Raw genomic sequence first — 11,787 nt, forward strand, 5'->3', positions numbered from 1 at the left:
GATTCGCGTCACGTGTTATTCGGTTTCCAGATCGATATCGATACCGAGCGAACGAATCTCTTTGATCAACACGTTGAAGGACTCGGGCATGCCCGGCTCCATACGGTGATCGCCGTCCACGATGTTTTTGTACATCTTGGTCCGACCGTTCACATCGTCCGACTTCACTGTGAGCATTTCTTGCAGGGTGTATGCCGCGCCGTATGCTTCCAGCGCCCACACTTCCATCTCCCCGAAACGCTGACCACCGAACTGCGCCTTACCACCCAGCGGCTGCTGGGTAACCAGGCTGTAAGAACCAGTGGAACGCGCGTGCATCTTGTCGTCCACCAAGTGGTTCAGCTTGAGCATGTACATGTAACCAACGGTCACATGACGCTCGAACTTGTTACCAGTACGACCGTCGAACAGCTGCATCTGACCGCTTTCTGGCATGTCTGCCAGTTTCAGCATGGCCTTGATCTCGCTTTCCTTGGCACCGTCGAAGACTGGAGTGGCCATTGGCACACCGCCTTTGAGGTTCTTCGCCAGGTCCAGGATCTCCTGGTCGGAGAAAGTCTCCAGCTCTTCCTGACGACCACCGATCTCGTTGTAGATCTCGGTGAGGAACTTGCGCAGCTCGATGACCTTGCGCTGCTCTTCGAGCATGCGGTTGATCTTCTCGCCCAGACCTTTGGCCGCCAGGCCCAGGTGGGTTTCGAGGATCTGACCAACGTTCATACGCGATGGTACACCCAGCGGGTTGAGTACCACGTCGACCGGAGTACCGTTGGCGTCGTGCGGCATGTCTTCGACCGGCATGATCACCGAGACCACACCTTTGTTACCGTGACGACCGGCCATCTTGTCGCCCGGCTGGATGCGACGACGGATTGCCAGGTAGACCTTGACGATCTTCAGTACGCCCGGTGCCAGGTCATCGCCCTGCTGCAGCTTGCGCTTCTTGTCTTCGAACTTGTCGTCCAGCAGACGGCGACGATCAACGATGTAGGCCTGGGCCTTCTCGAGCTGCTCGTTCAGCGCGTCTTCGGCCATGCGCAGTTTGAACCACTGGCCGTGCTCCAGACCGTCCAGGACTTCGTTGGTGATCACAGTGCCTTTCTTCAGGCCTGCACCACCGTCGACAACCTGGCCGTTCAGGGCCGAACGCAGACGCTCGAAGGTTGCGCCTTCGACGATGCGGAACTCTTCGTTGAGGTCCTTGCGGATCTCGTCCAGCTGCATCTTCTCGATGGACAGCGCACGGCTGTCGCGCTCGACGCCATCACGGGTGAAGACCTGTACGTCGATGACAGTACCTTTGGTGCCGGTAGGCACGCGCAGGGAGGTGTCTTTAACGTCGCTGGCCTTCTCACCGAAGATCGCGCGCAGCAGTTTTTCTTCCGGAGTCAGCTGGGTTTCGCCTTTTGGCGTGACCTTGCCGACCAGGATGTCGCCAGCGCCAACTTCAGCACCAACATAGACGATACCGGCTTCGTCCAGCTTGTTCAGCGCAGCTTCACCGACGTTCGGGATGTCCGCGGTGATTTCCTCTGGGCCAAGCTTGGTGTCACGGGCCACACAGGTCAGTTCCTGGATGTGGATCGTGGTGAAGCGGTCTTCCTGAACCACACGCTCGGACAGGCAGATGGAGTCTTCGAAGTTGAAGCCGTTCCACGCCATGAACGCGATGCGCATGTTCTGACCCAGTGCCAGTTCACCCATATCGGTGGACGGGCCGTCGGCCATGATGTCGCCACGCTGAACCGCGTCACCCTTGTTCACCAGCGGACGCTGGTTGATGCAGGTGTTCTGGTTCGAACGGGTGTACTTGGTCAGGTTGTAGATGTCGACACCGGCTTCACCGGTTTCAACTTCGTCATCGGCAACGCGAACAACGATACGGCTGGCATCGACGGAGTCGATCACGCCACCACGACGGGCCACGACGCAAACGCCGGAGTCACGGGCAACGTTGCGCTCCATGCCGGTACCGACCAGCGGCTTGTCGGCGCGCAGGGTTGGTACAGCCTGACGCTGCATGTTCGAACCCATCAACGCACGGTTGGCGTCGTCGTGCTCGAGGAACGGAATCAGCGACGCTGCAACCGAAACTACCTGCTTCGGCGAAACGTCCATCAGGGTGACGTCTTCCGGCGCCTTGACGGTGAATTCGTTCAGGTGACGAACAGCTACCAGCTCGTCGATCAGGTGCTTCTTCTCGTTCATCGTGGCCGAAGCCTGGGCGATGACGTGATCAGCTTCTTCGATCGCCGACAGGAACACGATGTCGTCGGTAACCACGCCTTCTTTCACCACGCGGTACGGGCTTTCCAGGAAGCCGTACTGGTTGGTGCGAGCGTACGCAGCCAGGGAGTTGATCAGACCGATGTTCGGACCTTCAGGGGTCTCGATCGGGCACACACGGCCGTAGTGGGTCGGGTGTACGTCACGGACTTCGAAGCCTGCGCGCTCACGGGTCAGACCACCAGGGCCGAGTGCGGAGACACGACGCTTGTGGGTGATCTCGGACAGCGGGTTGTTCTGGTCCATGAACTGCGAGAGCTGGCTGGAGCCGAAGAACTCTTTCACCGCCGCCGCAACCGGCTTGGCGTTGATCAGGTCCTGAGGCATCAGGCCTTCGCTTTCAGCCATCGACAGACGCTCTTTGACCGCGCGCTCTACACGCACCAGGCCAACGCGGAACTGGTTCTCGGCCATCTCGCCGACACAACGGACGCGACGGTTACCCAGATGGTCGATGTCGTCGACGATACCTTTGCCGTTACGGATGTCGACCAGGGTCTTGAGGACCTCGACGATATCTTCCTTGCTCAGCACGCCCGAACCTTCGATCTCGGTACGACCGATACGACGGTTGAACTTCATGCGGCCAACGGCCGACAGGTCGTAACGTTCGGCGCTGAAGAACAGGTTGTTGAACAGGGTCTCGGCGGCATCCTTGGTTGGCGGCTCGCCAGGACGCATCATGCGATAGATCTCGACCAGCGCTTCCAGTTGGTTGCTGGTGGAGTCGATCTTCAGGGTATCCGAGATGAACGGACCGCAGTCGATGTCGTTGGTGTACAGGGTCTCGATGCGAACAACCTGAGCCTTGGCGATCTTCACCAGGGCGTCGGTGGTCAGCTCGGTGTTGCACTCAGCCAGGATCTCGCCGGTAGCCGGGTGCACGATCGCCTTGGCGGTAGTGCGGCCCAGGACGTATTCCAGCGGAACGTCCAGCTGCTTGACGCCAGCTTTTTCCAGCTGGTTGATGTGGCGAGCGGTGATACGACGACCTTGCTCGACAATGACCTTGCCGGTTTCGTCATGAATATCCATGACCGCAACTTCACCACGCAGGCGCTGAGGCACCAGCTCCAGGCTGAGCTTCTCGCCCGACACGTGGAACACGTTGGTGGTGTAGAAAGCATCCAGCACTTCTTCAGTGCTGTAGCCCAGCGCGCGCAGCAGAACCGACGCAGGCAGTTTACGACGACGGTCGATACGGACGAATACACAGTCTTTCGGATCGAACTCGAAGTCCAGCCACGAACCGCGGTAAGGAATGATCCGCGCCGAGTACAGCAGTTTGCCAGAGCTGTGCGTCTTGCCGCGGTCGTGATCGAAGAACACGCCCGGCGAACGGTGCAGCTGGGAAACGATAACACGCTCGGTACCGTTGATTACGAAGGTACCGTTTTCAGTCATCAGGGGAATTTCACCCATGTAGACTTCTTGCTCTTTGATGTCCTTGATCGCTTTGTTCGACGACTCTTTGTCGAAAATGATCAGGCGGACTTTTACCCGCAGCGGAACCGCATAGGTCACGCCACGCAGTACGCATTCTTTGACATCAAAAGCCGGTTCGCCCAGACGATAGCCAACGTACTCCAGGGCAGCATTGCCGGAGTAGCTGATGATCGGGAAAACCGATTTGAAGGCCGCATGCAGGCCCACGTCGCGGAACTGATCTTTGGTCGCTCCCGCTTGCAAGAATTCACGATACGAATCCAGCTGGATGGCCAGGAGGTAAGGCACATCCATGACGTCCGGCAACTTGCTAAAGTCCTTGCGGATACGTTTTTTCTCAGTGTATGAGTAAGCCATCAGCGTTCCCCAGCTTGGTCACCTGCTTGTTTGGCTTCTCCCGACGGGAGCAGCCAGAAAATCGTGCAAACCCCATGGTTTGCGCCACCATCATTGGTGGTTGCAGCTCGTTATCGGCGCCGACCTGGTCAGCTGCCAATAACGGAAAAAGGCCGGTGGCAAGAGCCACCAGCCATCAGCCTTTCGCTTATCGCTCGGGCTGGAGACGCACAGTCGAAATTACTTCAGTTCGACGGTAGCGCCTGCTGCTTCCAGGTCAGCTTTAGCTTTGTCAGCGGCTTCTTTCGAAACGCCTTCAGCAACAACCTGAGGAGCGGTATCAACCTTTTCCTTGGCTTCTTTCAGGCCCAGGCCGGTCAGTTCACGAACAGCCTTGATCACGTTTACTTTCTTGTCGCCAGCGGCAACCAGAACAACGTTGAACTCGGTTTGTTCTTCAACAACGGCAGCGGCAGCAGCTGGGCCGGCAGCGGCAACAGCAGCGGTAACACCGAAGGTTTCTTCCATTGCTTTGATCAGCTCAACAACTTCCAGAACGGTTTTCTGGCCGATTGCTTCGATGATTTGCTCGTTAGTCAGAGACATGACTTAAATCCTGTATTGGGGTGACAGCCTACGCAGCCATCAAATTAAACGTATGATTTCGAAAGTGCTTTCTGCGCCTTAGGCTGCAGCAGCTTCTTTCTGGTCGCGAACGGCTGCCAAAGTACGAGCCAGCTTGCTGGTAGCGCCTTGGATCACGCTCATCAGCTTCGCAATGGCCTCGTCGCGGGTCGGCAGGGAAGCCAACACGTCGATCTGGTTTGCGGCAAGGAACTTGCCGTCGAACGCAGCTGCCTTGATCTCGAACTTGCTCTGACCCTTGGCGAATTCTGCGAACAGACGGGCAGCAGCGCCCGGGTGTTCGTTGGAGAATGCGATCAGGGTAGGGCCAGTGAAGGCGTCGTTGAGGACACTGAATTCAGTGTCAGCAACAGCGCGCTTGAGCAGGGTGTTACGTACAACACGTACGTAAACGCCAGCTTCACGAGCCTCTTTACGGAGTCCGGTCATTGCGCCTACAGTCACGCCACGGGCATCAGCCACGACAGCAGACAGAGCGACTTTGGCAGCCTCGTTGACTTCAGCGACGATGGCCTTCTTGTCTTCGAGTTTAATTGCCACGGGTAAAACTCCTGCTTGTTACCGTTTCATCCAGCCGGAGCCGGATGTCGTTTTGGTGTCTGATTCGGTAAGGAACCAGGGGCACCATCTGCGTAGGCTTGTGGTTTAAGACTTGCGTCGCCTACGGTCTTGGATAGCCCCCGCCAGGCAGGGACCCCAATTTTTTCAACCTGATGCGATCGCTCGCACCGGGTTTTGTCTTACGCGTTCAGCGAGCTCTGGTCGATGACCAGACCTGGGCCCATGGTGGTGCTCAGGGTAACGCGCTTGACGTAGATACCTTTCGAGGAAGCTGGCTTGATGCGCTTCAGATCAGCGATCAGGGCTTCAACGTTTTCCTTCAGCTTGCCAGCTTCAAAGCCGACTTTGCCAACGGAGGTGTGGATGATGCCGTTTTTGTCGGTGCGATAACGAACCTGACCAGCCTTGGCGTTTTTAACCGCGGTGGCTACGTCTGGAGTTACGGTACCGACTTTCGGGTTAGGCATCAGGCCGCGAGGACCCAGAACCTGACCCAGCTGACCTACAACACGCATTGCGTCCGGGGAAGCAATAACGACGTCATAGTTCAGGTCGCCGCCTTTCATTTCGGCAGCCAGATCGTCCATACCAACGCGGTCAGCGCCGGCAGCCAGAGCGGCTTCAGCAGCAGGACCCTGGGTGAAGACAGCTACACGTACGGTCTTGCCAGTGCCGTGTGGCAGCACGGTAGCGCTACGAACGACCTGGTCGGATTTACGTGGGTCAACACCGAGGTTGACAGCAACGTCGAAGGATTCGCTGAACTTCACGGTGGACAGTTCGGCCAGCAGCACTGCTGCGTCTTCGAAGTTGTAGACTTTGCCTGCTTCGATTTTCGAAGCAATGGCCTTTTGGCGCTTGGTCAGCTTAGCCATTACACACCCTCCACGTTGAGGCCCATGCTGCGAGCAGAACCGGCGATGGTTCGCACGGCTGCATCCATGTCAGCAGCAGTCAGATCAGCCTGTTTGGTCTTGGCGATCTCTTCCAGCTGAGCACGGGTCACAGTACCGACTTTAACGGTGTTCGGACGTGCAGAACCGCTGGTCAGGCCAGCTGCTTTCTTCAGCAGAACCGAAGCAGGGGTGCTTTTGGTTTCGAAGGTGAAGCTGCGGTCACTGTAAACAGTGATGATCACAGGAGTCGGCAGACCGGCTTCTTGACCCTGAGTACGGGCGTTGAAGGCCTTGCAGAATTCCATGATGTTCACACCGTGTTGACCCAGTGCTGGACCAACGGGTGGGCTTGGGTTGGCCTGGCCGGCCTTTACTTGCAGCTTGATGTAAGCCTGAATCTTCTTAGCCATGAGCTACTCCAATATCGGGTACGAACGCCTGAAGGCTCCCCGGATTACTTGCGTTTTATCCCAGTGACGACAAAACCCCGCAGCACATAGGGCTGCGGGGTATGGGATGCTTTGTTCGGCTAGACCTTCTCGACCTGGCTGAACTCGAGCTCTACCGGGGTAGAGCGACCGAAAATAAGCACGGCCACTTGGATCCGGCTCTTCTCGTAGTTAACTTCTTCAACGGTACCGTTGAAATCAGCGAACGGACCGTCGATAACGCGGACCACTTCGCCCGGCTCGAACAGAGTCTTCGGCTTCGGCTTATCGCTGCCATCGGCAACGCGACGCAGAATGGCTTCAGCTTCTTTGTCGGTGATGGGTGCAGGCTTGTCTGCAGTACCACCGATGAAGCCCATGACACGAGGAGTATCCTTGACCAAGTGCCAAGTCCCTTCGTTCATGTCCATTTGGACCAGCACATAACCTGGGAAGAACTTACGCTCGCTTTTGCGCTTCTGGCCATTGCGCATCTCAACCACTTCTTCAGTGGGGACCAGAATCTCGCCGAAGCCATCTTCCATGCCAGCCAGCTTTACGCGCTCGATCAGCGAGCGCATTACATGCTTCTCGTAACCCGAGTAAGCATGCACAACGTACCAACGCTTAGCCACGGGACACCCTTAGCCAACAATCAAGGAAATCAACCAACCCAGCAGGGAGTCGAGACCCCACAGCAGCAACGCCATAACCAGGACAACCGCCACTACGATGAGCGTGGTCTGCGTGGTTTCTTGGCGGGTTGGCCATACGACTTTACGAATCTCGGTGCGAGCTTCCTTTGCCAGCGCAAAGAACGACTTGCCTTTGGCAGTCTGCAGGGCAACGAAGCCAGCTACAGCAGCAAGAGCAAGCAGTGCAAGTACGCGATACAGAATCGGCGAGGCGGAGTAATACTGGTTACCCACAACACCAACGACTACCAAAGCGACAACAGCCAGCCACTTGAGCAGATCAAAACGAGAGTCTTGGGCTTCAGCCTTGGGAGTCATCTAGGAAAATCCTGTGAAAAGAAAGCCAGACACACGAGGTGAATCTGGCAGGTCAGGAGGGAATCGAACCCCCAACCTACGGTTTTGGAGACCGTCGCTCTGCCAATTGAGCTACTGACCTAAAAGCTTATCAGGCCGACCATTATGTCGGCCTGATCGAGAGAAATCAACTACTTATTCGATAATCTTTGCTACGACACCAGCACCGACGGTACGACCGCCTTCACGGATAGCGAAACGCAGACCGTCTTCCATCGCGATGGTCTTGATCAGGGTAACAGTCATTTGAATGTTGTCACCTGGCATTACCATTTCAACGCCTTCTGGCAGCTCGCAGTTACCAGTCACGTCAGTAGTACGGAAGTAGAACTGTGGACGGTAGCCTTTGAAGAACGGAGTATGACGGCCGCCTTCTTCCTTGCTCAGAACGTAAACTTCTGCGGTGAACTTGGTGTGCGGCTTGACCGAACCTGGCTTGACCAGAACCTGGCCACGCTCAACGTCGTCACGCTTGGTGCCGCGCAGCAGCACGCCGCAGTTCTCGCCAGCACGACCTTCGTCCAGCAGCTTGCGGAACATCTCAACACCGGTGCAGGTGGTGGTGGTGGTGTCACGCAGACCAACGATTTCCAAGGCGTCTTGAACGCGGACGATACCACGCTCGATACGACCGGTAACAACGGTACCACGACCCGAGATCGAGAATACGTCTTCGATTGGCATCAGGAACGGCTTGTCGATAGCGCGCTCAGGCTCTGGGATGTAGGCATCCAGAGTCTCAACCAGCTTCTTGACAGCGGTGGTGCCCATTTCGTTGTCGTCTTTGCCTTCCAGCGCCATACGAGCCGAACCGATGATGATCGGAGTGTCGTCGCCCGGGAAGTCATAGGTGGACAGCAGGTCGCGAACTTCCATCTCGACCAGTTCCAGCAGCTCAGCGTCGTCTACCAGGTCAGCCTTGTTCAGGAAGACCACGATGTACGGAACGCCAACCTGACGGGACAGCAGGATGTGCTCACGGGTTTGTGGCATCGGACCATCGGCGGCCGAGCAAACCAGGATCGCGCCGTCCATCTGGGCAGCACCGGTGATCATGTTCTTCACGTAGTCAGCGTGACCTGGGCAGTCGACGTGAGCGTAGTGACGAATCTTCGAGTTGTACTCGACGTGCGCGGTGTTGATGGTGATACCGCGAGCTTTCTCTTCTGGAGCGCTGTCGATCTTGTCGAAGTCAACAACGGCCGAACCGAAAACTTCGGAGCAGACGCGGGTCAGCGCTGCGGTCAGCGTGGTCTTGCCATGGTCGACGTGACCAATGGTGCCGACGTTCACGTGCGGCAGACTACGATCGAACTTTTCCTTAGCCATCGAGACAATCCTCAGCAAGAAGAAATAAGCAAGTCAATACGACCATTAAAACAAAGGCAGATATTTTCATATCTGCCTTAGTTATATGGAGCTCTTGAGCGGATTTGAACCGCTGACCTCACCCTTACCAAGGGTGTGCTCTACCAACTGAGCTACAAGAGCGTAACACTGTGCAACAACCGTAAACTTGGAGCGGGTAGCGGGAATCGAACCCGCATCATCAGCTTGGAAGGCTGAGGTTCTACCACTAAACTATACCCGCGGAGCTTGCGGCTCTCGCTAAAACTGGTGGAGGGAGAAGGATTCGAACCTTCGAAGCTCTCGCAACGGATTTACAGTCCGTCCCCTTTGACCGCTCGGGAATCCCTCCAGATTTGGCCGGCATTCTATGCAGAAGCCGATCCAGTGTCAAGCGCTTTTTCAAATTTTTTCAATCAAATCTGAAACTTAGCTGCTTTGACACCGCCTCCAGCTCTACCACCTGAGTGGTGTTCCCTGTGAAGCGGGCGCCATTCTATCAAGCTATTCGCCAGTTGCAATACCCTCGCACAACATTATTTTATGTTTTAAGTCTTTGAAATCATGGGAAAGTGTCCCAAGCACGGTTTGGTCCAGCAAACGCTGGCTCTGGGGCGCGATCTGCAGCCACAAACCAGTGCTGTCACCCAGGCGGCCGGTCACCGGAACAGCAGCAATATCCAGAGTCAGCAAGCGCTGACGCAGTGCCTTTACCTGATCCTGGCCCGCCAGGCCGCCTACGTAGAGGCATTCCTGGCCACGCTCGGGCGCCGTTTTACCCTTGCTCGACTCGCTCAGCAGACGAATATCCTGCTGATTTCCCTTATACAGCGACAACGGCGCCACTTCCTTGGCCTTCAACGGCGCTTCCTGCTGGTGCCAGACGTAATAAAAGACATTGAGCACCACCAACAACAGAAACAACCAACGCATAGGCACCTCAATCCAGGGGACAAGCCATGGCCAGACCAACGAACACCAGGTCCGGCACCACCCGGGCCTGTGGCGCGGTCTCCTGCACCAGGAGCGCATCGCCCCCGGTTAGCAGCACGGTGAAATCATCACCCCACAGTCCCTGAGCGTATTCGAGCTGCGAGCGAACAAAGCCCTGCAGCATATGCACGCAACCACGCTCCACCGCCTCGACAGTAGAACGCCCAGGCGCCAGGCTCGACAATGCCCGTTCAGCCGAAGCATCGTCATAGCGGATACGCCGGGTGTGGGTACGCAGCTGACTGCGCATCAACGGCATGCCCGGGCAAATGAAACCACCCAGATGCTCGCCGTCGGCAGATACGAAGTCGGCCTTGGCCGCCGTACCAAAATCCATGACCAGGCAAGCGCCGCCCGCCAAGTGATACCCCCCCAGGAGCGCAAGCCAACGATCCAGGCCAAGGCGCTGGAAGTCTTCGTAACCATTACGCACGCCACAGACCTCTTTGGCCGGCTGCGCCACCACAACATTCAGGCCAAAGTGCTGAGCGAGCAGCGCCGAAAGACCGGCAGTCTCCTCTTCACTTCTGACACTGACCAGGCGGCAGCGCCTGGGCGCCTCAGGGAGCGCCATGACAGCCGCTACCAGGGCCTGATCGGAGTCCACTATGCCGCCGGCAGCCACAGCACCCTGTGCAGCATGGATTACCCGCCACTTGATAAAGCTGTTGCCACAATCGAGCTCAAGAATCATCACGCAACCTCAAACTGAGCTCACCACCGCTAAAGCTCTTCTCAACACCATCAACCTCGAGGCGCAACGCCCCTTGCCGGTCAATGCCTAGAACAATTCCGTCAATCCGGTTGACTCCGGCAATCAGGGACACCGCAGCCCCCTGCCACAGATGGGATTGTTCCCATTCGGCCTGGAACGCGGCGAAACCGGATTGCCGATGGCGCTGCAGATCCTGCTGCAGGTTCTGACTGAGCGCAGCCACCAGCTTATTACGATCGACTGCCACCCCTGTCTCACGACGCACAGACGTCCACAGCTGATCGATCTGCTCGTTGACCTGCATGTTGACGTTGATACCAATCCCCAGCACGACGTGACAGACGTCCGCGGGATCTCCAACCAGCTCCAGGAGGATGCCAGCGATTTTCTGATTGTTTACCAGAACATCATTCGGCCATTTCAGTCCCGCGCTGGCAACACCAAAGGCCTGCAGCGTACGCATTACCGCCAGGCCAACCACAAGGCTCAAACCTTCCAGCTGGCGCATGCCGCCTTCAATACGTAGCACCAGGCTGTAGTAGAGGTTTTCCGCGAATGGGCTGACCCACTGCCGGCCACGCCGGCCACGCCCGGCCGCCTGACGCTCAGCCAGCACCAGGAACGGCGCAGCCTGGCCTTCGCTGATCGAGCGCAGGGCCTGGGCGTTGGTCGAGTCGATGGATTCGAATATCAACACTGGCCACTGTTCACCTTGGGAAAGCTCGGCTAATGCCGACTCTTCCAGCAACGACAACGGCGTGGCCAACTGATAGCCGCGGCCACGGACTTTATGAATGGGCAGGTTCAGCTCAGCCTCAAGAAGCTGCAATTGCTTCCAGACAGCGGCGCGACTGACGCCCAAGGCTGCGCCCAGGTCTTGCCCGGAATGGAACCGGCCATCCTTGAGGAGCTTCAACAACTTCAGCATGCCAATCTCGACTCACAATGAGGAGGGCATGATAGCCATGCAGGTGGGGATTGCATAGAAAACTGAGTTGTGGGAGCGGCAGTAGGAGCGCACAGAGGAAAATGCCAGAAAGACAAAACCCCTACCTGCATACGCAGATAGGGGTTTCGGAATT

11 protein-coding genes and 4 tRNA genes are annotated in these 11,787 nt (G+C 57.0%); all 15 read right to left on the reverse strand.

Features of this window, described 5'->3' with window-relative positions; translation table 11 throughout:
- Positions 1-15: 15 nt before the first annotated feature.
- Positions 16-4,089: a DNA-directed RNA polymerase subunit beta gene (gene rpoB, locus ABM562_RS22400; protein ID WP_115085066.1), complete on the reverse strand. Its 4,074-nt coding sequence runs from the start codon at positions 4,087-4,089 to the stop codon at positions 16-18.
- 219 nt (positions 4,090-4,308) lie between these two features.
- The gene (gene rplL, locus ABM562_RS22405) at positions 4,309-4,674 is read right to left on the reverse strand and encodes a 50S ribosomal protein L7/L12 (protein WP_043861936.1); all 366 of its coding nucleotides are present in this window, start codon (positions 4,672-4,674) and stop codon (positions 4,309-4,311) included.
- Positions 4,675-4,752: 78 nt separating this feature from the next.
- The gene (gene rplJ, locus ABM562_RS22410; protein ID WP_045190247.1) at positions 4,753-5,253 is read right to left on the reverse strand and encodes a 50S ribosomal protein L10; all 501 of its coding nucleotides are present in this window, start codon (positions 5,251-5,253) and stop codon (positions 4,753-4,755) included.
- 200 nt (positions 5,254-5,453) lie between these two features.
- Positions 5,454-6,149, reverse strand: a complete 696-nt coding sequence (rplA, locus tag ABM562_RS22415) for a 50S ribosomal protein L1 (RefSeq protein WP_038606147.1) — start codon at positions 6,147-6,149, stop codon at positions 5,454-5,456.
- Positions 6,149-6,580 carry a 50S ribosomal protein L11 gene (rplK, locus tag ABM562_RS22420; protein ID WP_115085065.1) on the reverse strand — a complete coding sequence of 144 codons (432 nt, stop codon included), beginning with the start codon at positions 6,578-6,580 and terminating at the stop codon, positions 6,149-6,151. Before rplK ends, rplA begins: the two co-directional genes overlap by 1 nt.
- 119 nt (positions 6,581-6,699) lie before the next feature.
- Positions 6,700-7,233, reverse strand: coding sequence for a transcription termination/antitermination protein NusG (nusG, locus tag ABM562_RS22425; RefSeq protein WP_010220294.1), 534 nt, complete (start codon positions 7,231-7,233; stop codon positions 6,700-6,702).
- A gap of 9 nt (positions 7,234-7,242) precedes the next feature.
- Positions 7,243-7,611 carry a preprotein translocase subunit SecE gene (gene secE, locus ABM562_RS22430; protein WP_045202238.1) on the reverse strand — a complete coding sequence of 123 codons (369 nt, stop codon included), beginning with the start codon at positions 7,609-7,611 and terminating at the stop codon, positions 7,243-7,245.
- Positions 7,612-7,656: 45 nt separating this feature from the next.
- Positions 7,657-7,732: transfer RNA gene (locus ABM562_RS22435), tRNA-Trp, on the reverse strand.
- A gap of 53 nt (positions 7,733-7,785) precedes the next feature.
- Positions 7,786-8,979, reverse strand: a complete 1,194-nt coding sequence (gene tuf / locus ABM562_RS22440; RefSeq protein WP_115085064.1) for an elongation factor Tu — start codon at positions 8,977-8,979, stop codon at positions 7,786-7,788.
- A gap of 86 nt (positions 8,980-9,065) precedes the next feature.
- Positions 9,066-9,141: transfer RNA gene (locus tag ABM562_RS22445), tRNA-Thr, on the reverse strand.
- Between the two features lie 26 nt (positions 9,142-9,167).
- Positions 9,168-9,241 (reverse strand) — tRNA-Gly (locus tag ABM562_RS22450).
- 24 nt (positions 9,242-9,265) lie between these two features.
- Positions 9,266-9,349: transfer RNA gene (locus ABM562_RS22455), tRNA-Tyr, on the reverse strand.
- Between the two features lie 152 nt (positions 9,350-9,501).
- The gene (locus tag ABM562_RS22460) at positions 9,502-9,930 is read right to left on the reverse strand and encodes a hypothetical protein (RefSeq protein WP_115085063.1); all 429 of its coding nucleotides are present in this window, start codon (positions 9,928-9,930) and stop codon (positions 9,502-9,504) included.
- A gap of 7 nt (positions 9,931-9,937) precedes the next feature.
- Entirely contained in the window at positions 9,938-10,684 is a 747-nt protein-coding gene (locus tag ABM562_RS22465) for a pantothenate kinase (RefSeq protein WP_115085062.1), read from the reverse strand.
- Entirely contained in the window at positions 10,674-11,633 is a 960-nt protein-coding gene (birA, locus tag ABM562_RS22470; protein ID WP_115085061.1) for a bifunctional biotin--[acetyl-CoA-carboxylase] ligase/biotin operon repressor BirA, read from the reverse strand. Before birA ends, ABM562_RS22465 begins: the two co-directional genes overlap by 11 nt.
- Between the last annotated feature and the right edge of the window lie 154 nt (positions 11,634-11,787).

This window comes from Pseudomonas sp. ZL2, assembly GCF_054788455.1.

What these genes read in the sequence shown, in the direction of transcription:
- rpoB (WP_115085066.1), bottom strand. Translation starts at nt 4,089, where the DNA reads ATGGCTTACTCATACACTGAGAAAAAACGTATCCGCAAGGACTTTAGC.
- rplL (WP_043861936.1), bottom strand. Translation starts at nt 4,674, where the DNA reads ATGTCTCTGACTAACGAGCAAATCATCGAAGCAATCGGCCAGAAAACC.
- rplA (WP_038606147.1), bottom strand. Translation starts at nt 6,149, where the DNA reads ATGGCTAAGCTGACCAAGCGCCAAAAGGCCATTGCTTCGAAAATCGAA.
- rplK (WP_115085065.1), bottom strand. Translation starts at nt 6,580, where the DNA reads ATGGCTAAGAAGATTCAGGCTTACATCAAGCTGCAAGTAAAGGCCGGC.
- secE (WP_045202238.1), bottom strand. Translation starts at nt 7,611, where the DNA reads ATGACTCCCAAGGCTGAAGCCCAAGACTCTCGTTTTGATCTGCTCAAG.
- tuf (WP_115085064.1), bottom strand. Translation starts at nt 8,979, where the DNA reads ATGGCTAAGGAAAAGTTCGATCGTAGTCTGCCGCACGTGAACGTCGGC.
- ABM562_RS22460 (WP_115085063.1), bottom strand. Translation starts at nt 9,930, where the DNA reads ATGCGTTGGTTGTTTCTGTTGTTGGTGGTGCTCAATGTCTTTTATTAC.
- ABM562_RS22465 (WP_115085062.1), bottom strand. Translation starts at nt 10,684, where the DNA reads ATGATTCTTGAGCTCGATTGTGGCAACAGCTTTATCAAGTGGCGGGTA.
- birA (WP_115085061.1), bottom strand. Translation starts at nt 11,633, where the DNA reads ATGCTGAAGTTGTTGAAGCTCCTCAAGGATGGCCGGTTCCATTCCGGG.